This window comes from Leptolyngbya sp. AN02str (assembly GCF_050565595.1).
In the GTDB taxonomy this organism is placed as follows: Bacteria; Cyanobacteriota; Cyanobacteriia; order Elainellales; family Elainellaceae; genus Kaiparowitsia.
On sequence record NZ_JBNXVR010000065.1, the window covers coordinates 1 to 22,874 of the forward strand.

Consider the following 22,874-nt stretch of genomic DNA (forward strand, 5'->3'; position numbering starts at 1 on the left):
TCACGGTCACTTCCTGCCGGAATTCATCGGTGATGGCAAAGACCAACTCGGCATAGTTAGCCCGATGAGTTGGGATGCCTCGGATCTCGGTTAATCCCTCTCTCACCCGTCGAATCATGCGATCGAGGGTACGCTTTGCCGTGCTGTCGTCGAGGTGACCTAAGCGATCCTTGAGGTGAATCGGATCAAGCTGGCTGTACAGATAGGCGAGGGCTTCCCATCGGGGCGATCGCGTTCTGAATGCCCCGGCAAGGTTGTCATAGTCGCTGTTGGGGTTGAGGTCTAAGGCCAGGTTGCCGCCGTAAGCTTCTCGCTGGTGATCCATTTCCATCAGCAGGCTAATTCCAGAGATAGCCATACCTGCCAGTGCGATCGCCACCATGAGCGGGGGCATGGTGCCAATAAACAGCAGGCCCAAAGTGGGCGCAACGCCCAACACTTTGACCGGGAACGATTCGCGGCGAGACTTGCGTAACCGTTGGCAATCAGCCTCAAATGCTTCGATTTCGTCTTTCCAAGTTGCGTAAGCCATGGTGTTATTCCTCTTCAGGTAGTGAGCGTTGCAGGTTGGCGATCGCGTTGGCAATTTCAGCCGGCACAGCGGCCCACAGGAAAATGAACAAGCCCGAAATGCTGAATCCCTCGACGAGATAGGCACTGCTGACGATGGATAAATCCATGTACCAGAGCGGAATCATGAATAGGGCAAAGACAACCAACTCGAAGCCATTGAGCGGTGACAATCCACCATTCTTGGCAATTCGAGCGCGTGCAACGATGTAACGGACGCTGCCCCATTGCAGGATTTGAACGAACACGGCAAAGATGGCCACACCCAGCATGAAGGCCCAATCCCAACCGCTTGAGCTGGTGAGTAGCGATCGCGCCACTTCCTTGGATGCACTGAAGCCCACACCGGGTTTGGGGATGATGGGCGCTGGCAACACACCAGCCGCAACGCAGTAAACCTCAGCAGCCAAGGCCATTCCAATCAGCAACACCAGCATGGCGATAATGCTCAGCATGGAGCGCTGAAAGAAAGTTTTCAGCCAGCTCAGGGCAACACCCAAAGCCAGGTGAACGGCGCTGGCACCCTTAGCCACCGAGCCGTGTAGCTTTTCCTGGCGATCGAGATAGTTGTCACCCCTCGATGGGGCTGCTGTGGGTGTGGTGCTGTGGGTGGATGTTGCCTTTGCAGCTCTGGCTTTGGCGCGTCGTCGATAGAGTTTTAGTTGCTCACTCATTAGCCCACAGCCTCCGCAACAGTTTGTTGGCGAGGCCCAGGCGTGGCACCGCCACACATGGGCGGATCGGCCTCGACGAAGATGAACCGGAGCTGGCCCGATTCGTTGGTAATGCGCCCAATGCAGCGGCCTTGGGCATCCCTTACGACCGCTTGCACCGGGAAATCATCAGCCCAACCTGAGAGGTCGATGGTGGGCGGGATACGCTCGGTGTAGGTGTAGTCGTTGACCTTCACCCAGACATTGCCGGGAACGGTGCTGATGGTCAGATTGGCTTGCTGAGTAGTGCGATCGCTGACTTGGATGGGCTCGGCCTGCTGTTGGGACTGCCGTAGCTGCACAGTCGCAACGCCGACAGAGCCAAAGGTTAGGACGGTGCCCAGTAGCGAGCTAATCAATCGAGGATTTGAGAGCATAGAAGGGTTCCTTATTCGTAGTGGATAGGGAATAGGGGAGGCGCTACGGTTTCGCGGCCTGGGTGCCTCCCTTTCGGCGCAACGCTTTGCGCTGCTGAGCTTTGAGAAATGAGTCACGCACTGCCCACCAGATGATCGGCAGGTTGATAAGCACTATTGCTAAAAAGCCGAACTTGATAAACCTTTCGCCAAACAAGAGCGGAAATGCCGCAAACAACAGCATTGAGGTGATGTGAGATTCTGAAAGCGCGTCATAGCGGGTAAACCGCTTGTGCTTGGTGCGTTGTGGGTTTTGCTTCATTGGGCCACCTCAAGTGGAAAAAGCTGGCCGACACTGATAAACCATTCGCCATCGATTTCAAATAGGCGATCGCCATAATCAGGGCGGTAGAACATCCCTGTATCAGTGACCCAACCGTGGGGTGCTTTGGGGTCTTGTTTGGCTGGGTGTGTCGTTGCGTTGCGGGTTTGTAGGTAAAGCATTCAGGGAACTCCAAAAGGTAAGGGATAGGGTGATCAGGATTGCTCCGACGACGGCTCCGACGGCGAAGGCTTTCCTAACGCCATCAGCTCGGCAAAAATCTCTTCAGCCGTTTTGGTGGTTTCGGTCTGTTGAGCAGCCAAGATGCGGGATTCCAGCGCTTTCACCTGTAGTGCAGTTTTGGCTTCAGCAACCTTGGTTTCTAGCTGCTTAGCGTGCTGCTTCGATTGCTCTAGCTGCTGCCGTTGCTCAGAAATCTTGTTGTCCATCGCAGTTGAGACGGCATTCAGCGCCAGGTCTGCGATCGCCACTAGCTTGCTGGTGTCGGTGGCTTGCCCCGTAACACCGTCAAAGAATCGCACCATCGCAGTTGGGTCGAAGCCTTGGGGCATTTGCACGTCATGGGCTTGCACTGCGGCTAACTGCCCAGGCTGAATGAAGTTATCGGGCATTAGCTCAGCTTCGACCTGGGGCGATGGTGTAGGCGCGTCGAGGTCGAATTCAACCCGCAACTGTGCGATCGCGGCATCGTTAAGGCCATTGGCTGTGGAGATGCCTAGTTCCTGGCAACGGTTGTAGACGCTGGATTTCGGAAGCCCGTTATCTTTGCAAAACTTGGTCAGTGAAGTATTCATCGCTGAAAACCTTGAAAAAACTGATGTGAACATTCGTGAACAGCTCTGAACGTGATTCTTTCGTTCAGCCATGAACAGCAAAAAGCCGAATAGCAGTTTTCATGCTGTTTTCGTCAATGTTCAGAGCTATACTCTAAATACTAGCACTACTAGTAATAGTAGTAATGCTAGTATCAGTCAATAGTTCTACTAGTTTCGGTAATAGGAGTAGTATTAATGGCATCAGAACAAGGTTTGGATGAGCTAATGCGGTTGCAAGTTGACGTGCCCGAAGAGGTCAAAACGGCTGCGAAAATCGAAGCCCTGAAACAGGGCAAAACATTGTCAGAACTAGTTGAAGAGGCTTTGAGGGCATACCTTAAGATGACCCCATCAGCTAAGAGCAATTCACCTAAGAAGTGAGGCGATCGCCATGACCGACGATGAACTCAGGGAACTGATAGGCAGAACTGCGGAAATTGCCAACAGCAACGCTCGGGCGATCGCGGCGCTGTCTGGTGAGGTCTCGCAGCTCACTAGAAGCCAACAGCAGTTTCAAGAGTCGATGGAATCTTCTATCTCAGACTTAACCGAAATGCTTGCACAGCAGGCCGATGAAGCTGCCCGTGACAGGGCAGAGCTGCGGCGATTGATTGAGCAGATGTACGGCAACGGAGGCAACGGCAACGGAGCACAGCATGAGTGACAAAGCCACACGCGCACAAATCGAAATTGGTGGCTTTACCGTCGATGCGTTCATGCTGCCCGATGGCAGTTACCGCATGAGCCAAACCCAAGCCGCTGAGTGCATCGGGCAAAGCCAGCGGAACGCCGGACGGTTTTTGACCTCGAAGGGCATCAACGCCTTGCTAGGACAAGGTTATACGCCGGACAGTATCGAGGCTGATAGCAGTTCTCAGAAGCGAGGTCAAACCCGGTTTAATGCTCTGCCATTAGAAGTGGTAACTGCTTATTGGGTGTTCCAATGCTTTGAGGGGAATCGGCAGGCGTTAGCCCTGGTGATGGCACTAGCCACCGAGACCTTAGAACGACGCTTTGATGCTGCATTCGATGTGGAGCGAACCGAGCGCGATCGCAACCAACGGCTGAACAAGCGGATTCAGGATTTAGAAAAGCTGATCGCAGGCGTGGCCGCTGGCTATGCGATGGATGACGCAATCAGGCAGGAAAATCGTTTTCTCTGGGAAGTGCTGCGAGAGCACGGCATTGACCCTTATGCCCTGCCAAAGGAGAGCGATCGCCATGAGTGAAAACGAAATCACCCGTGCAGATATCTCGATTGGCTCAATCGTCGTAGATGGCTTCAGACTTGCTGATGGTTCCTACCGGATGAGCCAACAGCAAGCAGCCGAGGCGATCGGGGAACCTGCTGTTTACGCATTACGTTTTTTGCGTTCAAGAGACTCCAAAGACGCTCTAGGAGAGGATTATACGGATTACACTCCTGAGTCGTTGCCAGTTCCAACAAAGGAAGGGGCAAGAGGGGAGAGCCGGATTAATGCCCTGCCGATTGAAGTTGTTGTTGCCTACTGGATGTACCGCAGCTATAAGGGCAATCGACGGGCATTCATGCTAAGTATCGCGTTGATGGCAGAAACCCTAGAACGGCGCTTTGATGCTGCCTTTGGGGTATCTCGCAGCGAGGATGATCGAAACCAAAAGTTTAGCGATCGCCTATCAGACCGTGAGCTGGAAGCGCTCGGCATGATGCTTGCCCAGGATGACGACCTACGGCGAGAGAATGCCGAACTGCGACGGATTTTGCAGGAAAACGGCCTCGATCCGTATCAACTGCCGCCAGGGAAAAAGGAGGAAGAAGGCTAAACACTGTATCTAGCGTTCATTTTCTATTGCTTTTATCAAGCATATTGCTCAAAAGCTTTGTATAGCAAGAGATTGGGTTGTTTTATCGAATTTTGGCTAGTACACTATCCGTAAAGCAGAGGAGGTAAAGAATGCGCGCAGTTAAGAGAGGAAGCCCGTTAGTAAAGGGCGGTATCGCACTCCTGCCAGAAGAAGTTGCCGAGATTGAGCAAATCGCTCAGGAGAAAGGCGTTTGCAAAAACGCTATTTTTCGCGAGGCTATCGGTTTTTATTTAAGGGAGAAATCTAAAAAAGAATCGCGGGCAGCGTAAACTACCCGCGATTCAATCTTGTTTTTTAATTCAGCCCTCTTAAATCCTTAGAATCGAAAATCAGACGGTGCCGCCAAGCTAGTACTGATTGAGATTTTTGGATTCGAGGGGGGTTCACCTAGAAAGGAGTACCCTGCCGTGATCGGACCGATCGCGGAATCGATCTGTAGTCGATTCCGTTTGTCAAACAATTTTAATAGATTTTCCCATCTCCGTCATCTGCGGAAGCGCGGAAAAAACGCGCTTACCTCAATAGTATTAGGGATCGTAGGAAATCGAAAGTCTTCTTTCGAGCCCCTTTGGGCTGATGCAGGCTGGCCAGAAAGTCTTCTAGACGAGCCCTGGGAGCCTAAAGCCAGCAGAATTATCGACCTTGTTGTTCTCGCAGGAGACCTTACCCGCGAGTGGTCAGCGCGGATTGAACGGGAGATCGATCTTCTCGTTGACGAGGAGGTCGAGAAGTGAACGATTTCGGCCAAAAGTTTAGAAAAGAGTGTCTGGAGGGGAGCGCGATCGCGCCTTCCCTTTACGATGTTGCTGTCGAGGTTGTTGAAGACACTGGGTTTTGGGAACCGAATCTTGCTCTAAAACATTGGGTTTCTCGCTTCTGGCAATCCCGAATGCCGCATAGTTACGGCGCGATCGCCATGTTTCGGCATGAGGACGGCGAGTATTGGCAAGGTAAACCACAGCGACAATGCCCTCGCGTGGACAAAAAGACAGGCAAAACGAGTTCACCTAAATATGAAACCGTATTGGGTAGTGGCTCACGCGCCTATCAGCCCCCGGTGGATGAAGCAACGCGCCGCAAGATTGGCGAGCGCTTAGGGGTTGAAGTGCCTTCAGAAGGTAGCCTCTGGGCATGGGTGGAGGCTAATCCCAGGGTTCCAATCCGTGTTACCGAAGGCGGCAAAAAGGCGCTAGCACTGCTGAGCATGGGCTATGTGGCGATCGCCCTTACTGGCGTAGATGGTGGCTGTCTCGTCAACGAGCGGATCGGTTATGAGACGGTGCGGCGTGCGCGGCCTGAGCTAATTGAAGATTTGAAGTCGTTCTTACAGCCGGGGCGACCCATTACTCTGGCATTTGACCAAGATAGTAAGCCCGAAACACGGCAGAAAGTAAACAAGTCTTTGAGCCGTTTTGGTGGGCTACTATCGACTGCTGGTGCTGATGTGGCGATCGCTGAATGGGAGCCACAGCAAGGGAAAGGCATTGACGATCTGATCGTGAATGCTGGTGCTGAAGCTGCCGAAAAGGCAATCGCTGAAGCAGTTCCGTTTCAGCAATGGGCGACTATACGGCGATTAGGCAATCGCGTTCGCCGAGCACCAGATCTGAATATTGGCGATCGGGAATTTGATGAGGTAGCCGCAGAGCTGCCCAGCTCTGGCATTGTGGCGTTTTACGGCGGCAAGGGTACGAAGAAAAGCACGGCGATCAGAGTGATGTTGCAAGGGCTATCATGGCTGTCGTCTACGCCACTCCAAAGCCTTGCAAGAGACCAGGCAACAGCATGGAGCGGTGCGTTTGCTAACGACAATGACGCTTATGGCGATCGCTTCATTGTGAAGGGCGCGATTGTTGATGGTGGTTCGGCCTGCTTCCCCTCGTTACTCAAAGTGCGCGGCATTGCTGCTGATGTTTTTGTTTTGGATGAAACGACTGCTGGCCTTCATTTTTTGCTTGGTTCAAAACTCTGCAATAAAGATGGGGTTCGGCCCTTGCTGCTCAGTGAACTCGAACGTCGAATCAGGACAGCCAAGTTAGTGATTCTGGCTGATGCTGACCTGACAGAGGAGGCGATCGCCTACGTTGAGAAAATCAGAGGTGAGAGAGCCTATCTCGTACAGTCGGAGCGTAAGCCACTGCAATGGAAGGCTAACGTTCTGGACTGTGGTAGGAAGGAAGCTATCGCCGCATTTGTCGAGCGGGTTAAGTCGCTGGAGCCAGGCAAAATCGTTTATTTGAACTGCGACGAGCGAAAGCAAATCGAAAACATCGCAGCACTTCTAGAGCTAGAAGGCGTTCAAGCTCTAACAATCAGCCAGAAAACCAGCGGTGGTGAGGTTGAGCGTTCCTTCCTTGCTAGCAAGGGGGGCGATCTGCCTGCCTTAGTTGCACAAGGTGTTCAAGTGATTCTTACCAGCCCCAGTGTGCAGCAAGGCTTCAGTATTGAGCGCAACACTGAATTAATTGATTCCGTTTGGGGAATTTACGCCGGATCGACTATTAGTGCCAACGGAATCGCCCAGGCGCTTGACCGAGTGAGATCGCCCATCGAGCGGTTTATCTATCTGCCAAAGCGTGGACGTGGTTACAGCCGCATTTCAAGAGCTACAACTGTTAGTGGCTTTATTCGCGACCTCAAAGCGAAATCAACGGCTAACGCTCGACTCGTCACGCATTCTCTGAAGCCTGAAACCGCTGTAACGGTACACAACCTTGATTGGCAAGGTGAAAACATCAAGCTACTGGCTAGCTTTGAGGTTGAGTGCAATCGGGGTATGGCCTCGCTCAGAGATACGGTGCTGGCACTACTGCGACATGAAGGAAAAGCGATCGCCACCTTCAAGCCCAATCTTGACGAGGACGAAGTTAAGGAGATTAGTCAAGCCCTTGCTCTTGAGCGAGTAAAGGCTAAAGAAGCTCGAACCCTAGCGATTATTAGCGCAGCCTCAATTACACCAGAAGAGGCGACGGCACTAGAAAGCAAAGCTACACGACAGCCCCTTACAGAGAGCGAACTAACCCAACTAGAGCGGTTCTACCTTGCCCAGTTCTACCGAGTTGAGGACGTTGATCGGGCCTTAGTTGAATTCGACCGCGACGGCAGAACGCGCCAAGCGGTGAAGCGCTTGGAATTCTTGCGGGATGAGGCGATCGCCATCAAGCGAACTGCCCAAAGCATCGAGCGCAACAGCTCTACCCCGCAGGATTGGACACCTGAAGCGTTGCAGCGCTGGCTGCTGGGTAATTCTGGCGCGATTGAGCTAATTGACGGCGTTTGGGGTAACCAAATCGTTGAACTCTCGGACGATATTGTTTCGCCGATCGCACAGATACTCAAAAAATATCCCCGTGAATTCGCACTCGCCTTCAACTTTAGCAACGTAAACAAAGTTGGCGATCGCCAAGCAGTTTTTACTCTACTGGATTGGTTTGGCATTCGACGCACTTCACGCAAAGCCAGAAGAGACGGGAAGGTTCTAACACTCTACTCGGTAGATATCGAAAACTTGGAAAACCTCAAAAAGTACGTGGAGAGGCGATCGCAGGCGATCACCCCCCCCCAAGAGAGTATCAATACAGGGGGGGACGATCAGCTCCTAGAAATAAGCTGCCTCCCCCTCGACTGCCGCCAAGATCTTCTAGAAATGTGGGCAATCGCCACAACCGAGGAGGAAAAATCAGCAGTTTTAAGTCTTGTTGAGTCAATCAAGCTAGCCTCTGCCGCTTAAAAAATTCCATTTGTCCCAAATTGGGACAAACTAAACGCAATGAATAGCCGAAATCCCCTTATGTTACGGGCTTCGGGAGTTTCGAGTAGCCTCTTGGAAGAGGCCAAAGCCGCCGTCTGGCCACTATCGATGGGCTAAGGAGGTGTGCAGCATGGCCCCGCAGCCCCAGCCCATGACCCCGATCGCCCCGATCGCTCGTTCGCTGCACAGGATGGATGCAGCTGATATCGATATTTGCTATCAATTCGTTTTAGAGCTTGAGAAGCGGCGGGCCGATGCTGGCAAGCAAAAATCCCAAATTGGGACAAAACTTGAATCCCGTTAAGAGCGATCGCGAGACAACACAACGTGGCGCGGCCAAATTTAGATAAAGAGGCTCCCTATTTTCCGGTAGCAGATAAATAAGCTTGTAGGGTGCTCCAGTTTAGGGATTTACCTCATGAAAAACGTGCTGAGATGCGCGATCGCGCTGATTATTGCTTTGGCTCCTACTGCTGCACAAGCCCAATTCAGGCCAGAGGTTCAGAGCCAATGTGAAGAAGCGCTTAGATCAGCGGGCTCACTTCTACTGCGCGAGCGAAATCTTACAGTGGTTGATGCAGGCTTTTGGAGAGCATCTGAAATATATCGAGGCTACCCCGATAACAAGCCTGTGGCCTTTGGAGTTAGGCTTTCAGGCCCAGATGCAGAAAACGTTATGAACTCGATACAGCTCATGACGACTATCTCACGAACCATCATTAACGGATGTCCACCAGTGGGGTTGGTCACATTCTCTATGGCTGAAACCGACTGGCAAAGCCCATTTGGGTTAATCAATGGGCAGGTTCGAGAGTTTGAGTGTGTAGACCCTAGTAGTGAACCGACTACCCCTTGGGGCTACTACACCTGTATTTGAGCACGAGTGTTGTTTGTCCAAAATTTGGACAAAGGCAATCTGAGCATGAAATTCTAGGCTCAGGGCGATCGTCATCCATATGATGTTGCAGCTCAATCCAACTCATTAAATTGCCCTAAATTTTCGGGATCTGAAAATTGGCAACCATCGTGGAGGTAAAGCCTTATTAGGGGATTGAAAAGAGCTTTTCCATATTATGGAAAAGTTGCAACGTTTCCGGCATTGGCTGAATCAGGCGAAGCTCTCCATAGCTTGAGATGTGCAAATCCTGCACATCTCAAGCTATGGAACCAACTCTTTGACTGACTAAATTTCAAGATTCTAGAATCTTCAGCGGTTTGTCGGAAGATCGGACAAACCGCATCGACCCAATTACTTCTTCAATTTGTCTCTCTCAGTGCGAGAAGCCTTCCATTCCTCTGCCAAGGAAGCAGCTTTGATAGCCAGCGAGTATCCAGCAGTGATTTTTGATAAAGCTGACTGTGTAGGATCTGAGCAGATCTGAATCGCGGTCAAGGCTGCAAGAATGAAACTGATTGTTTTTTTCACTGGAACTCTTTGATTAACTACAAGGGAGAGTTCCTACGTGATTTTTAAAGGCTAGGTGAGTAGACTTAGGGCATGCACCAACCACCCCTTACCCCACACGAACACATTGCCAGAATTGCCCTGCTATCGGAGGCAATCGAAGCCGAGATGGCGCAACTGTGGGAGAAGTGCGAGGAATGCGATCGCATCTTGGCCAGCAACGCCCTGGCGCCGGTGGTAACGTTCGACGGCTTCACACTGCGGATTAGCAGCCGAGCGATTGCCCTTGAGACAAATTTGAGACAGGTAGAGGCTGCTTGAGTAGTTGCTCAAAAGGCAACCAATCGAAGTACATTAAAGCCTTGCAGTACAAAGCTTTTAACCTATTTTTTAGGCCAGTCCAGCAGTCCAAAACCCACAACGCAAAATCAAGGGTTTTCAGAACTGTCACAAGGCCCATTTTGGCCATTCTTAGTCCAGAACTGTCACACACCCCTAGAACGTTGGGCGGCGAGATTGGCTTGTCTCATTTTGCGATTAATTGACTAATCAAATAACTGCTGAACCGATTAATCAAATAACCGCTGAACCAATGAGGTGATCAGCTGCATCGGCTATAAAATAGCGGCCAAGTGGTGAGCTGGTTCGTTGACTCACCGCTTAACCGATTAGTTAGTAAGTAGCTCCATGATAATCACTTTGGCCTCACTCAAGGGTGGTGCTGGCAAAACCACGCTGGCAATTCATCTTGCCCATGCGATCGCGCTTTCAGGTGCGCGGGTGTTGCTGGTGGATGCTGACCCACAAGGCAGCGCTAACGATTGGGCAGCAGCCCGAGAGACACCCTCACCATTTCCAGTAGTGGCGATCGCTCGGGATAGCCTCTATCGGGATTTACCAGACTTTGCAAAGGACTATGCACACGTAGTCATTGACTCGCCCCCTCGGGTGAGTGCCCTGGCGCGTTCTGCAATTCTCTCCAGTGATTTGGTACTCATCCCAATCCAACCCAGTTCCTACGATATTTGGGCAGCAGGCGAGACCGTAAAGCTAGTGCAGGAAGCCCAACAGTTCAAGCCTGATATCAGGGCAGCCTTTGTTGTGAATCGCAAAATCAACCGAACTGCGATCGCTCGGGAAGTGGGCAACGCATTGGAGGATTACGGCATTCCCACAATCAAAACTGCGATCGGGCAACGGGTGATTTTTGCAGAGTCTAGCGCTGGGGTCAGCGTGTTTGAGTTGGAGCCAAGCGGATCTGCTGCAAAGGAAATCAAAACACTGGCTAAGGATGTGCTGAAACTGATGGAGGTGTCGCAGTGGTAGAGCGCAAGCGAATTGTTGCCAAGAAACCAGCACCAACACCACCGCCTGAAGCTGCAAGTTGGGTTAGCAGTGGTGGGATCGACCCAGAGTTGCAGCCCACAGCACCAGCGGCTACCTCAACGCCATCCACCAGGGCACAAGGTAAGCGCTCGCGCTCCGACTACAAGCAGGTAGGAGCATACATTCCAAAGGATCTCGACAAACAGGTGAAACGCCTGCTGCTCGACAACGATGAGATGGATTTTAGCGATCTAGTGACCCAGCTTCTAGAAGATTGGGTTAATCAGCAAAGCGATTAATCGGTTAATCAAATCATCAATTAACCGATTAATCACTGACCCAATTCAATAGGGTCAAGGGTTTGAGCGAATTCTGATGCCATGCGTCCTTTCTAGTGCTTGAATGCCACCAGCAATACCGCCATTTACACAGCCAGCTCCAAGCTCATCCGGCTCTATGTTGCGGGCGAACCACCCATTTCCATCGTTCTCTCCGCGCTCAAAAAGAACTGAGGTGGGAAATGGTTCAGCAGCCGTAGCTATTACGGCATTGCCGCTGGGATAAACAGCGGCAGAATTTACATGAATCACATTGTAGGTGTACTCTTGCGGATCTCGAACAAGCCGATATCTGTGGATAGAAGCAGTTCGACTCATCGATCCCAACCCATCTTGGGTGACGCACAGATACCCAGCATCAAAATCCCATGTGATGACAGTGCTTTGGCCCAGGTAAGAAGCTTCAGGAGCAGCAGCCACAGGCAACGAAACCAGCAGGGATGGGGCGATCGCAACAACTAAGGCCAGTGTTTTTCGGAACATATTTTCCTGCAAAGAATTTGTTTAAACATTCCAGAGCTGCTTTGCTTATCTGGCTTCGTTCAATCTTCTTCTCAGTTCTTTCACAAACTCTTGTGGGGTATACCCTGGAGTGGTCATTGCTAAATCTGCGAGTTCGCATACTGTGAGCGGTCGGAACTTGCGATATACCTCAATCGCCCGCAGCATAGCCGTGACGCAACCCTCTTTGCTCTTGGCTGGTGCATTTGGAATTGCATCGGCCAAAATAACGATCGCTTTCAGCAGTAATGCAGTTGGGTCGATTCCATCTGCCTCTAGCGAGGTGGACAAAGCTTGCTTCTCCTCTGCAATTTTTTCAGCACCAGCGATCGCGCCCTCCCGCATTGCCCCCCATCCATGCTCTTTCTTTAGCCGCTTGAGAGTGCCGCTTGAGATCCTTAGATCCTCATTTAGCGATTTGAGGAAAGCTGTATCGGGGCCTCGAAAAACAACGTAGGCATCCTTGATTCGCTTCTTTTTTAGGTCATCGAGTTTTTTCATGTGGGATCAATTCAATTTTGGGTAGAGACGGCTGAAGCTTCCATATAGCAAGGTTATTGATGGCTATTGGGTGAGGCTGGATGAGATCCACGATATTCGGATGGATCAACGGGATTGCGATCGCCAAAAATCCCCAAATGGGACAAATTCAATAGTTAGTTGCATCGCGCCGCGCTTCACCTCTGTCTCTGCCTCTCCAGCTAGCGGTAAACTCATCAAATGCCGCCATCGTCCCTGATTGAGCAGCCACTCTCATCCATTCGGCATCTACCCCACCCGTAGGTACGTTGATTTGAACCGTAATGTTGGGTGATGCCATACCCGACGTGGTTTGAGCAGCCCCGCCCATTGACGCTTGTACCACATCCCCTGGTGCAAACCGGAAGGTGTTGTATTCTTTCGTGGCTAATACCCCGCCTGGAGGTGTGTCATTAAAGATGTTATCAACCAGTAGATTTGGCTGAGGCGTTGCCAGGGGTGAACTTGGCAGACTTGGAGCGGGCGATCGCCCCTCTTGTCGTGGTGATTGCTGGGAAGCATCATCCTTGCCAAAGCCGAACAAGTTGGCGATCGCCCCTCCAACCGCCTCTGTGCCCCGGCGCATCATCCCCACTGGGGTAACCGCCTCAATTGCTCCAGCCGCACCGCTAGCTACCTGAACCAATCCGCCTATAGTGTTACCCCCTGCAACTTCCCGCAGGCCACCCACAACGCCCATATTCATGGCCTCGCCTGCTCTATCCATGCCTATGAATTGGCCGATTGAGTCCATTGCGCCTGCTGTACCACGAATTAGGGGAACGAGATCTTCAGCGATCGCCCTCATTGCGGGTGCTATTGGGTCATTGATAAGTTGACCAATTTCTGTAGCTTCTTCATTGATTTTGGTGAGCAGCGGTGCAAACTCGCTCATGAGCTTCATCATCTCATCGTGCCGCTCTTGCGCCGCCTCACGCGCCATCTGCCCTTCTGTCTTCTGCGACTCCGTAATCAGGTCAGCGATCGAGCTTCCATCTGCCGTTTGGGTCTCGCTGGTGATATTGCCGCCCGTAGTGCCAAATGCCTGTAGCATTTGCATGGACATTTGGCGATCTTGAGCCGTGATGCTTTCTAATGGCTTACCCATGGTTGTGCTGATCATCAAGTCCATGGATGTTTGAAGCGATCGCGCTTGGTTTGTGTTGGGATTGCGATCGGTCATCAAATCCTGTATCAAATTGGGATTTTGTTGAGCAGCAGCAAAGAACTCATCTTGAGACCCAAAACCCATGGTTCCTAACGAGTTCCCCAAGAAATTCTTGGCAATGAAACTCTGACGGGCGATCGCATTATCTACCTGTTGACCGGAGCCGATATAGCCTTCTGTGGTTCGCGCCGCGTCAATGCCCGCTAACTGCATCAGCGAGGCATCCACACCTAAGCCCGATCGCGTTGCGCCAGTGCTGAGGAAGTTAGAGAGCATTTGTTGAGCCATCATCGGGTTATCCCGCAATAGCTCAGAAGTTCGGTTGTTCTGCCCCAGCAGCGTGGTTAGAGTGCCCTGAATGCCGCGCATCCCGCGCTCATCGTAGTCACCGATGCCAGAACGCGATACGAGCTGCATCCGGGCACTGCCCACCATCTCTTGATATTGCTCCATATTGGAGCGCATCCCCGCAGAGACGGCCCCCGCGATCATTTGAGCCATGTAGCCGTCAGCGTCTTGCCCACCGCCCAGCGCTTTGTAGGAGCTGTAGTTTTGGGCGAGTGCTTCGGTATTCTGTCCCAACGCCCGACTTAACCCCTGAATCTGCTCTACTAGCTCTTTCGAGTTCTCGTCTACGCCATCGATCGCCCGTCCTTGCCGCAGGACATCAAACAAGCCTGCTGTTTCCTGCATGGAGTACCCAGAGGTATCCATGTCTCGAATGTTGGCAATGCTTAGCGCTGCATCCGTTCCTGAGATGTCGCCAAACCGTCCACCGATATCAGCCGTGAGCATCGAGTATTGCTGAGCTTCGGTAGCACCTGACAGGAATTGCCCAATCGTGCCCGCCGCCATGCCGCCGAGTTGTGCCCCAGCTTGAGCACCCAACGGGCCACCGAACATGAAGCCCAGACCCGCACCGATGCCAGTCCCAGCCGCACCGACAATGTTCCCGCCCGCGAGTTGCTGACCCACGTTCCCGGCAACACCGATCATGGCGTTGCCCTTCAGGAAACTCAGAATCCCAGCCGCAGCACCGCCCGCATCCGGGTCATTTTGCGCCCGTACCTGCTCTTTAGTGGCCTTAGTCTGATCCTTGATTGCCTCAATGAGCCGCTGATATTCCTCATTCTCAGGATCAGCGATCGCGGCTTTATTCACTCTCCCTAACAGCCCACCACGCCCGGACAACCCCGCCAGGGCAACATCAGGGGATTGTTCAGAGATACCCTTGATTTTCTCCAACTCTGCCCACGCAGAAGAGATGGGATCTACTCCGGTTTTCTCAGGCTCAGGTGTGGCGCTTGGTGCAGGAGGCGCAGACGGAGGAACCGGAGGAGGAGCACCCACAGGCGAGGACATCACCGTTGGTTGCTCACCCGCGCTCATTTGGCTCATGCGGGCGATCGCAGCTTGGGCTAACTGCTCAGACTCGCTTAGCTGCTGCTTAAAGCCTTCAACGTCAACGCCTAAGCCTATCTGGATTTCCTCTTCCGGCATTTGCTTATTAGCCTCTAATCTTCAAAATATTCATCCCGCAGATATCGTCCCTTTTGAAAGGGGAACCGAATCCGCGAGAGCTTTCCCCTGTACACAGATCGAGGGCCAACATCGGTGACAACAAAATCCCCATCCATTGTCTGAGCAAGCGTTTCGCGCTCTAAATCTGTGATGTCTAAGTGCTTGATCGAAAGCCCTAGCTCGTAAATTCTATTCGCGATCGCTCGCCTGTTTTTGTTCATCTCAAAAGCTTCATCTTCGTTTCTGCAATGGATGCAGATTTTATCCAATGCGACATAGGCAGAAGCATACTCAAGGCCAAGATCCTTAAGGATATTTTCTGCTAGTTTCCGGGCCTCTGCCAACTGTGTCTTTAAGTTGCTAAATAAGTCGGTATTTTCGTTCATGGTTGTGTTTGAACTCAGGGGTGATGATGTTGAATTAATGCTGAATTAATGCTTCTTCTTTTTGGCAGAGAGCTTCTTGCCTTTGGCTTTCTCAAGCTCAGCGGCCTTTTCCTGCTCAGCTTTTTGTTCTCTCTCTTTTAGCTCTGCCAAAATTTTGGGAACTCGATCGCTGAGTAATGCTGGAACTGGCTCTCCTTTCGCGAGGAGCCAACGAACCAATCCGTTTAATGCTGCATCGTTGAAATTCATTTTTTTGCTGCTCTTGATAATGGTTTGTTGGTGGGGCAAAGGTGCCCCAGCCATAACTGATTAGCAGCGATCGCCGCTGAACGACCAAAGCCGCGATCATCACCACCAACGAAAAGAGTCCAACGGCTCACGCGCCACTCACCCAGCCCAGCATCACGCAAAGCGTTGTTAAGAGCGGTGTTGCTGGCAACGTTGGTTCGAATGGAAATCGAGGCGCGACGCTGCTTTACATTGCTCCAAATCATGCAATCAAAGAGAAGAATGCCGTTGCCGATGGGTTCAAAAATTTGAGACATAATTGAAAAGCTCCATTGCGTGAGTGAAGAGAGGGCGTATGCTTCCAGGCGATCGCCCTCTCTTTTTGCGTATGAATACAATATACCCGGTATACCGGGAAAAATGCATCAGTATTCTCGATCATATTTTTCCCGGTATACTGCGATATGCTTAAAGGGTTCCAACTTGGTCGTTCTATGGCAAAGACAAAGGGAGCGAAGGGAGGGAATCCTAAGCCAGTGCAAACAGAGGGGTTCAAGGCTCAGCAGTTTGCACCAGCTCCAGATGTCCCCAAAGGGGTTGAGCTGGCAGATAAAGCAATCTGTGTGAAGCTGCCCATTGATGTTGACGCGTGGGTGCGATCGCTGCCAGACAAATCAGTGTGGCTTCGTCGTGTCATTTGCGGTGCGGCAAAGGCCGAGATGCAGCCCCCGATAGCGATCGCTGAAACGAGTCATTTAAGGTTTTCGCCCGGTGATCTCTGCAAGTTGCCCAGTGGCAGTCGGGTTGTTGTGGATGAGGCGTTGGATGGCGATCGCTACCGAGTAGTGTGGGAAGCCAGTGGCGCTAGTGAAGAGGTGCCTGGCAACTTCCTGACGCTGTTGTCTAGGGCTTAAGCGTATGACGCGGCACCCTTTGTCCCAATTTGGGACAAAGGGTATGAGCTCCACAAAAAACCATAAAGCAGGAAGGTCAAGGTTAAACCTTGACCTTCCTGCTTTATGGGCAAGTCAAAAAGAATCTTGACCAAACAGACATAGCTAACCAATCGAGAAAACCTATGCGATCGCCCGCAAAGCAGATACAAGGTCTTCAACACCTGATTAGAGGCAGACGTACCATCGCTTAAGGAAACGATTTTATGTACTAAAGACATAGTACAAGCATTTCTTATCTTCTTCAATAGATTTTCGTACATTTTTCAAAAAAGATAGAAGCTTTTATCTAATAACAACTATAGATTTTCGTACATTTTTCAAAAAAGATAGAAGCTTTTATCTAATAACAACTATAGATTTTCGTACATTTTTCAAGTAAAAATATCTATGCTCATTTGAAAGTGAATAAAGCAAGGCTAAAATTTAGTTCATTTAATCCAAAACCGTTACTCTACAAGGGTTTTAAATTAAATTCCCTGTGTTAAAAACTTTGCCATTTACCTCTAATTGCCTTCATTTATCGAAGAAATTATGCCGTTTCAGATTTCGTTTTGGCTCTGATTGCATTTGGTGAATCGATCGTTGACATTCTTCCATCTGAGGCAATTTAAATTTGCCTTTCTGATAAATGTGCTTGTATATTGTTTGATAGTACAAACGTACTGATTAATGATGTCTCTGCGCTATTGCCGCAGTGCATCTTGATCCTGTTTCATGCATTCACATTTAGAACCTGTGCGATCGCCCGCAAAGCAGCACGGCCTAGCCACCAGACGTTACTCTTCTTAAGGAAACCAAAATGAACTTCACTATCTCTGAGAAAGCTCTTGTAGCAGCTCTTTACGTTTTGCTCTCGTTCGGCTCTGGAATTGTTTATGGACGAACTCAAGTAACCCAACCCTGTGCCAGTCAAGCAGCGCAAAGTGACGTGCTTGATCAACAGGTAAGTAGGTAAACCAAATAAAACTGTTGGCTAACTATTCTTGCAGACTAGTCAGCCAACAGTTTTAACAGCTCAATCAGGTTTATTTGCTCTACTCTGTTTTCAATATGTTTGATTGATGTACAGAAAACAAAAGAAGGTTGCTTATATGATGTCTAGAAAAACTCGGGGAGGACCGCGTGTTGGAGCAGGGCGAAAAAAAGGCGGCAAGTATATGGAACCAACACATCCGGTGCGGTTACCCACTAGAGGGGTTCCATACTTTCTTCAATTAGTGGATGCTATTTGGTCATTTTTGAAAACGCAGCCCCATGGAGAAGACCTGTTACCTTCAATTTTCGATAACTTGCACAGATCACTATCTGAGTCTTTGAGTTCGACAGCCGATAAGGCAACGTTTTCTAATGATGAAAGAGCTGGAATTTTAATGGAGCAGGACTTTCAGAACAACCTCATACCAATGTCATCTATCTCATTGGTAGGAAGAAAGCCTCTCACTCGCGATCAACGCTCCAGAATGTATCCAAGCACGGTAGCAGCTAGTTTTGACGTGACATCAACGTCCGAACAGGACAATCCTGGCAAGTTAGTTGATCTTCATCAAATGCTTGTCAAAGAACCATCGATAACTTTTCTGCTTCCTGTTGCTGGAGATTCAATGAATAAGGCTGGTATCCATGACGGTGACCTAGTTGTTGTTCAACAGCTAACTGACTCATGGTCACAACTTAAGAATGGAACCATTGTCACTGCGTTGGTCAATGGATCTCAAACAATAAAACGATTTGAAAAGATTAAAGACAAAGCCTTCTTGTTGCCTGAATCTGACAATCCAGAACATCAACCACTTGAAATCCGAGGAGGAATGAACGTTTCGTTTTTTGGGATTGTTATGTATTCTATTCATTCCATAAATAAGCGCTACACGTTCTGATAATGTTGCATGGCTTGAACCTCGCTAATGTTGCGCAAGCTCGGCAGCTACCCACGTCAAAATGGTTTGGCTGTAGCCCTGCGCGAGTTGGGGCGTATCGAGCGCACGCTATTCATTCTGGACTGGCTACAAAGCATTGAGTTGCGTCGCCGGGTTCATGCTGGTTTGAACAAGGGTGAGGCGCGTAACGCGCTGGCCAGGGCGGTATTCTTCAACCGACTGGGCGAAATCCGCGACCGCAGCTTTGAGCAGCAACGCTACCGAGCCAACGGTCTCAATCTGGTGACGGCTGCTGTCGTATTGTGGAACACGATCTACCTGGAGCAGGCAGTACAGTCGCTGCGTAGCAACGGGTATACCGTTGATGACACGCTGTTGCAGTACCTATCACCACTTGGCTGGGAACACATTAACCTGACCGGCGATTATTTATGGCGCAGCAGCGCCAAGATTGGTGCGGGCAAGTTCAGGCCATTGCGTCCGATGCAATCGGCTTAGCGTGCTTTAAATTCCGTTTTCTGAGGTGACCCCATCCTTAGCGACCTTTTTTTCTCGGCTGCTATACAAAGGCGTATATGCCTTGCCGCGTATTACCCGAAGTGAATCTCGACGCTTCCCTTTTGAAGTAAGACAAGCTTATTAATCGTCTTGATTCCTGTAAGGTGTCCCCTATCGTTGACAAGGAATACCCCCGCCTTGACGTTGGGAGTCGTCAACAGGACATAGAAGATCTCGTCCTTTGGTGTGAATTCTATATCTCCTTTTCCCTTCTCTTTGCGTATGCTCTGGATGATCGGCTGGAGCATCTTGTTGACAACGTGATCTCGGACTAATATCTTCACCTTAGGTTCTTTTTCAGTCGCTTTTGCCGCTTCTATTAACTGGTGGTATATAACTTCGTTATTTGGCAGTGGCTCTTTTTCCTGAGGCTTCGCGCGGTAGTTTGATGATGCGATAATCGTTCCTGATGGAAAGTAGAAATAGTTCTGGTAGTGTCCATCACCAGGACCTTGTAAACGATTGATGTACTTATCTTTATAGCCAGTTTTGACGACCGCTTTTTGTTCCCAATCTTTCGTCCTTGGGTTTATCTCAGCAGCCACCTCTATCGGGTCTGTTTTATAGTCCTTCCATTGCTCGTTTAGCCCTGACAACTTCTCCTTTGGTTTCATGCTTGCAAAGATGCTACGTCCTTCGTTTAACATCTTGGTATAGCTTTCTTCCTGAGTCTCTGGCCTGGGATTGATGCCACCCTCGACCGTTCGCTTAGCGTCGCGCGCTAAGGCAGAGTCAGTCAACCCTTGCCAACCATCCTTAAGCCATTGTATGTATGGTTTCTTCTCGCTTTCAAATGCATTTTCTATGTCTCGGTAGAAGAGTAAATCCTTGCCCTCGACACAGAACCAAATCTTGTTATCAATCTTGGTATCCCATTGCATTAGCTTTTCTTTACTATCTGTGCCATCAGAGGGAATCCACTGGCGCTGTATAATCCATTGCCTTGATGGATTCGTTTGCAGTTCGTTGGTTGGCTCTATATTCCGCTGCAGGAGCTGGTTGGGCTTCGATTGCTCACCGTCGCTAAAATTTAACCGTTGCACTACTTGTTGGGCAACACGATCGGCTTCCTGTTCGTATTTGTCTCCTGCAGCACCGATGGTAAGCTTCGGTTGAATTGGAAATCGAGGGTTCGGATCAGGATTAAGAATTGAAATATTGTTTAGGGGCTTGCTTCCCAGCATTGATATTTGAGGTTGCGAAAGCAGTTCTGGTGGTGCTGGTTGAGCGAAAGGACGGGAAGTTAGAGCTGCATGAAACTGATTAGCAGACTGCGAAGATTTAGTCTGACGACCAGAGGGTTGGCGGGAGGACATAACGCAAAACCTAATATAAAGGGGGTGACTACATTGTGCAGCCACTTTTCCACTGCGTCAGTTTTACTCCATGGGGTGTTGTCAATCTTTGCAATGGATGAGGTTGTTACTCTCATCACGGACACAATTGCAAGCGATCGCACTGATGTAAACAATGCAGCAAACTTTATACGGTTTTGCACAGGGGTTTGAGGCTATCGGCTGCTAACGTTGGTGAAAGGTCAGTGAAAGTTTGCTTAAACCCTTCTTTAACCCTCACAGCGATCGCCTTTGTTGAACTGTTGAACAAAGGCGATCGCCCCATACATTCCTTGCTGGCCTCGCTGTCGATAGTGCCGAACGTTTGCGCCCCATTGGGTGGAGCGGGCAACAGGGGCAACGGGTCAATAATGCGGCGCTGGGTGTCTGTCACCTCGAAATGCAGATGAGGCCCGGTTGAATTCCCGGTGCTGCCCACCAGGGCGATCGCATGCGGGAAATCACTCACCAAAAATTAAGGGGTGTTGCCCGCTTGCAAAACTTTGTTTGCTTTGGTAGTTTGCATCCGTTCTTAGTAAGCCTGCACGTAGCATCGAGTTCATCAACTTAAACTTACGGAGTGCATGATGAAAAAATCAGGGTTCGTCTTGTCATCTCTCATGTGGGTTGGGATAAACCTCTTCGTCGCACCCCATCCCACAAGGGCTGAAAACTATTTTGCTAACAGTGATTGTGGGCTAGCAGGGAGTGGATGGCAGTATAAATGCACCGCGTATTACAAGGGAAACCACATATTCCGAGTCACTAATCTCAGCGGGGAAAAAGCGTGGTTTGATGCGAAAGAGATGGTTAGCCAATGTGGTCATCCTTCCAGCCCTGCTCGAAACCAACCTGATATCGTTGCTTTAGAACATAACGAGTGGAAGGAATTTGTTCTGAATGTAGAAGACTCCCAATGTAGAGAACTTCATATCCTCAATTGCAGAACAGATGCAGCTTCACACGAAGCAGTTGAATGCCCTCGATATTTCCAGGTAATCAAGCGAGGCTTTGAACGTACTCCATAAGTCCTACGTCCATCACTGCATATCTCTCAGGATTTGAGCAAGGTTAAAGTGACCTTAATTTGTTGGGCTGTTGGACGTTGGGCACAAAAAAACCGGGTATTGAGCCCGGTTTTCTCTCTAATCGGTCTAGTCCAACATGCCCTACAGTCCAACACTAAGTTGCCCAAACAGTCTTTGCTGTCATATCGACTGCGATCGCTCCATAGGTCAGCAGTTCAGCCAGCACGGGTTGCAGTGTGGCTTGCCCGTGGGGGACGGCTTTGCCCAATGGCTTTGCCTGCTGAAGGGTTCGCATCTCAACCGCGCCTGGTTGGCGCTGTAGCCATTGGAGCAGCCGCAGGGCATCCGGTGAGTAGTTGGGCTCTGTTGCAACTTCCCAGGCAGGCGGTAGCCCTGGCGTTGGTGCCGTAGCTTCAACGTTGGGTGTGCTGTCCAACACAGGTTCCAGCACTTTCAAGACGCTGGTATCTGCGGCCATATCCTCGACCATCCACGGGTAAGGCTGCTGGCTCACCCACCGAACTAACGCATCATTTTTGAGCCGTCGCGCATGGTCCTCAACAAAGCCTCGACCTCGCAGGTAAGTAAAACATTCCCGCAAGCTCCCCTCACCCGCAATGCCCAACGCCTTCACCTCGACACCCTGGCTCAAGATGATGAGGCGCATTTTGACCTTACGGGCTTCACGCGCCAACGCCTTTACATTGGTGCTGGCATCATCACAGTTGGCGGCGATCGCCGGATACTCATCAATCACCACATTCAGCATGGGGTACGATTCATCCCCAGCGGCATAGCGTTGGTAGCGCTGTTGCATTTGCTGGTGCAATCCGTCGAGGGCTTGAGCGATCGCGCCATAGTTGCGGCCAGCACCCACCACGCGCACACCGGGAAACTCGCCAGGGCGATGATGTGGAGTAATCAGCAGCAGTTCGCCACCGACCAACGGCAACAGCATCTCAGCCAGGGTAGACTTGCCAGCTCCGGTCTTACCCAGCAGCAGCAAGTGAGGGAACATGTTGGGGCGATCGCGCAGTTGAGACCAATCGAATAGGGGTAATTCTGGGGAAGGAGTTGGGCTGTTGGACTCCTGTTGGAATAAGGGTTCCAACGCTTCAACATCTTCTGCAAAAACGTTGCTTTCGTCTTCGTCGAGATCGATATCCTCGGCACTCACCACACCCGCTTTGAACATGGCCTTATCCAGAATCACGGTCACTTCCTGCCGGAATTCATCGGTGATGGCAAAGACCAACTCGGCATAGTTAGCCCGATGAGTTGGGATGCCTCGGATCTCGGTTAATCCCTCTCTCACCCGTCGAATCATGCGATCGAG

28 protein-coding genes and 1 pseudogene are annotated in these 22,874 nt (G+C 50.5%); 14 read left to right on the forward strand and 15 right to left on the reverse strand.

Going from position 1 to position 22,874, the window contains the following annotated elements; all coding sequences use genetic code 11:
* The 6 genes from ACQ4M4_RS27330 to ACQ4M4_RS27355 form a co-directional block, all read right to left on the reverse strand.
* A partial coding sequence (locus tag ACQ4M4_RS27330) for a hypothetical protein (RefSeq protein WP_430687652.1) occupies positions 1 to 532 on the reverse strand: 532 nt, incomplete at its 3' end.
* A 4-nt stretch (positions 533 to 536) separates the two neighbouring features.
* On the reverse strand, positions 537 to 1,244 hold the full coding sequence (locus ACQ4M4_RS27335) for a hypothetical protein (RefSeq protein WP_430687653.1): 708 nt from the start codon (positions 1,242 to 1,244) through the stop codon (positions 537 to 539).
* Entirely contained in the window at positions 1,244 to 1,660 is a 417-nt protein-coding gene (locus ACQ4M4_RS27340; protein WP_430687654.1) for a hypothetical protein, read from the reverse strand. Before ACQ4M4_RS27340 ends, ACQ4M4_RS27335 begins: the two co-directional genes overlap by 1 nt.
* A gap of 43 nt (positions 1,661 to 1,703) precedes the next feature.
* On the reverse strand, positions 1,704 to 1,961 hold the full coding sequence (locus tag ACQ4M4_RS27345) for a hypothetical protein (RefSeq protein ID WP_430687655.1): 258 nt from the start codon (positions 1,959 to 1,961) through the stop codon (positions 1,704 to 1,706).
* Positions 1,958 to 2,143 carry a hypothetical protein gene (locus ACQ4M4_RS27350; RefSeq protein ID WP_430687656.1) on the reverse strand — a complete coding sequence of 62 codons (186 nt, stop codon included), beginning with the start codon at positions 2,141 to 2,143 and terminating at the stop codon, positions 1,958 to 1,960. Before ACQ4M4_RS27350 ends, ACQ4M4_RS27345 begins: the two co-directional genes overlap by 4 nt.
* Positions 2,144 to 2,176: 33 nt before the next feature.
* Positions 2,177 to 2,776, reverse strand: coding sequence for a hypothetical protein (locus ACQ4M4_RS27355; RefSeq protein WP_430687657.1), 600 nt, complete (start codon positions 2,774 to 2,776; stop codon positions 2,177 to 2,179).
* Between the two features lie 216 nt (positions 2,777 to 2,992).
* On the opposite strand from ACQ4M4_RS27355, the gene ACQ4M4_RS27360 reads away from it, so the two are divergent.
* The 11 genes from ACQ4M4_RS27360 (at position 2,993) to ACQ4M4_RS27410 (ending at position 11,423) form a co-directional block, all read left to right on the forward strand.
* Positions 2,993 to 3,178, forward strand: a complete 186-nt coding sequence (locus tag ACQ4M4_RS27360; RefSeq protein ID WP_430687658.1) for a hypothetical protein — start codon at positions 2,993 to 2,995, stop codon at positions 3,176 to 3,178.
* A 10-nt stretch (positions 3,179 to 3,188) separates the two neighbouring features.
* Positions 3,189 to 3,461 carry a hypothetical protein gene (locus ACQ4M4_RS27365; RefSeq protein WP_430687659.1) on the forward strand — a complete coding sequence of 91 codons (273 nt, stop codon included), beginning with the start codon at positions 3,189 to 3,191 and terminating at the stop codon, positions 3,459 to 3,461.
* Positions 3,454 to 4,026: a hypothetical protein gene (locus ACQ4M4_RS27370; protein ID WP_430687660.1), complete on the forward strand. Its 573-nt coding sequence runs from the start codon at positions 3,454 to 3,456 to the stop codon at positions 4,024 to 4,026. The genes ACQ4M4_RS27365 and ACQ4M4_RS27370 overlap by 8 nt, the downstream gene beginning before the upstream one ends.
* Complete coding sequence (locus ACQ4M4_RS27375) at positions 4,019 to 4,600, forward strand: hypothetical protein (protein WP_430687661.1); 582 nt, start codon at positions 4,019 to 4,021, stop codon at positions 4,598 to 4,600. Before ACQ4M4_RS27370 ends, ACQ4M4_RS27375 begins: the two co-directional genes overlap by 8 nt.
* 131 nt (positions 4,601 to 4,731) lie before the next feature.
* Entirely contained in the window at positions 4,732 to 4,911 is a 180-nt protein-coding gene (locus tag ACQ4M4_RS27380; protein ID WP_430687662.1) for a hypothetical protein, read from the forward strand.
* 461 nt (positions 4,912 to 5,372) lie between these two features.
* Complete coding sequence (locus ACQ4M4_RS27385) at positions 5,373 to 8,372, forward strand: DUF3854 domain-containing protein (protein ID WP_430687663.1); 3,000 nt, start codon at positions 5,373 to 5,375, stop codon at positions 8,370 to 8,372.
* A 151-nt stretch (positions 8,373 to 8,523) separates the two neighbouring features.
* Positions 8,524 to 8,697 carry a hypothetical protein gene (locus tag ACQ4M4_RS27390; protein WP_430687664.1) on the forward strand — a complete coding sequence of 58 codons (174 nt, stop codon included), beginning with the start codon at positions 8,524 to 8,526 and terminating at the stop codon, positions 8,695 to 8,697.
* A 114-nt stretch (positions 8,698 to 8,811) separates the two neighbouring features.
* Positions 8,812 to 9,270, forward strand: coding sequence for a hypothetical protein (locus tag ACQ4M4_RS27395; protein WP_430687665.1), 459 nt, complete (start codon positions 8,812 to 8,814; stop codon positions 9,268 to 9,270).
* A 621-nt stretch (positions 9,271 to 9,891) separates the two neighbouring features.
* Complete coding sequence (locus ACQ4M4_RS27400) at positions 9,892 to 10,119, forward strand: hypothetical protein (protein ID WP_430687666.1); 228 nt, start codon at positions 9,892 to 9,894, stop codon at positions 10,117 to 10,119.
* A 366-nt stretch (positions 10,120 to 10,485) separates the two neighbouring features.
* Entirely contained in the window at positions 10,486 to 11,124 is a 639-nt protein-coding gene (gene parA, locus ACQ4M4_RS27405; RefSeq protein WP_430687667.1) for a ParA family partition ATPase, read from the forward strand.
* The gene (locus ACQ4M4_RS27410) at positions 11,118 to 11,423 is read left to right on the forward strand and encodes a hypothetical protein (protein ID WP_430687668.1); all 306 of its coding nucleotides are present in this window, start codon (positions 11,118 to 11,120) and stop codon (positions 11,421 to 11,423) included. Before parA ends, ACQ4M4_RS27410 begins: the two co-directional genes overlap by 7 nt.
* A gap of 54 nt (positions 11,424 to 11,477) precedes the next feature.
* Here ACQ4M4_RS27410 and ACQ4M4_RS27415 read toward each other — a convergent pair whose 3' ends face one another.
* From ACQ4M4_RS27415 to ACQ4M4_RS27440, 6 genes are all read right to left on the reverse strand, one after another.
* A complete protein-coding gene (locus ACQ4M4_RS27415) occupies positions 11,478 to 11,945 on the reverse strand; it encodes a hypothetical protein (RefSeq protein WP_430687669.1) in 468 nt (155 codons plus the stop codon).
* A 45-nt stretch (positions 11,946 to 11,990) separates the two neighbouring features.
* Entirely contained in the window at positions 11,991 to 12,464 is a 474-nt protein-coding gene (locus ACQ4M4_RS27420; RefSeq protein ID WP_430687670.1) for a hypothetical protein, read from the reverse strand.
* Between the two features lie 148 nt (positions 12,465 to 12,612).
* Complete coding sequence (locus ACQ4M4_RS27425) at positions 12,613 to 15,150, reverse strand: hypothetical protein (RefSeq protein ID WP_430687671.1); 2,538 nt, start codon at positions 15,148 to 15,150, stop codon at positions 12,613 to 12,615.
* 14 nt (positions 15,151 to 15,164) lie between these two features.
* Positions 15,165 to 15,557, reverse strand: coding sequence for a hypothetical protein (locus ACQ4M4_RS27430; RefSeq protein ID WP_430687672.1), 393 nt, complete (start codon positions 15,555 to 15,557; stop codon positions 15,165 to 15,167).
* Positions 15,558 to 15,602: 45 nt separating this feature from the next.
* Complete coding sequence (locus ACQ4M4_RS27435; protein WP_430687673.1) at positions 15,603 to 15,806, reverse strand: hypothetical protein; 204 nt, start codon at positions 15,804 to 15,806, stop codon at positions 15,603 to 15,605.
* Positions 15,803 to 16,102: a hypothetical protein gene (locus tag ACQ4M4_RS27440; protein WP_430687674.1), complete on the reverse strand. Its 300-nt coding sequence runs from the start codon at positions 16,100 to 16,102 to the stop codon at positions 15,803 to 15,805. The genes ACQ4M4_RS27435 and ACQ4M4_RS27440 overlap by 4 nt, the downstream gene beginning before the upstream one ends.
* A 177-nt stretch (positions 16,103 to 16,279) precedes the next feature.
* On the opposite strand from ACQ4M4_RS27440, the gene ACQ4M4_RS27445 reads away from it, so the two are divergent.
* From ACQ4M4_RS27445 to ACQ4M4_RS27455, 3 genes and pseudogenes are all read left to right on the forward strand, one after another.
* Entirely contained in the window at positions 16,280 to 16,699 is a 420-nt protein-coding gene (locus ACQ4M4_RS27445) for a hypothetical protein (RefSeq protein ID WP_430687675.1), read from the forward strand.
* A 1,103-nt stretch (positions 16,700 to 17,802) separates the two neighbouring features.
* The gene (locus ACQ4M4_RS27450) at positions 17,803 to 18,618 is read left to right on the forward strand and encodes a LexA family protein (protein WP_430687676.1); all 816 of its coding nucleotides are present in this window, start codon (positions 17,803 to 17,805) and stop codon (positions 18,616 to 18,618) included.
* A gap of 21 nt (positions 18,619 to 18,639) precedes the next feature.
* Positions 18,640 to 19,116: pseudogene (locus tag ACQ4M4_RS27455) on the forward strand (Tn3 family transposase); the annotation flags it as partial.
* Positions 19,117 to 19,208: 92 nt separating this feature from the next.
* Here the strand turns inward: ACQ4M4_RS27455 and ACQ4M4_RS27460 are convergent.
* The 3 genes from ACQ4M4_RS27460 to ACQ4M4_RS27470 all read right to left on the reverse strand — a co-directional run.
* Positions 19,209 to 20,492, reverse strand: a complete 1,284-nt coding sequence (locus ACQ4M4_RS27460; protein ID WP_430687677.1) for a hypothetical protein — start codon at positions 20,490 to 20,492, stop codon at positions 19,209 to 19,211.
* A gap of 166 nt (positions 20,493 to 20,658) precedes the next feature.
* Positions 20,659 to 20,979, reverse strand: a complete 321-nt coding sequence (locus tag ACQ4M4_RS27465) for a M23 family metallopeptidase (protein ID WP_430687678.1) — start codon at positions 20,977 to 20,979, stop codon at positions 20,659 to 20,661.
* A 713-nt stretch (positions 20,980 to 21,692) separates the two neighbouring features.
* On the reverse strand, positions 21,693 to 22,874 hold a 1,182-nt coding region (locus tag ACQ4M4_RS27470; protein ID WP_430687679.1), incomplete at its 5' end, for a hypothetical protein.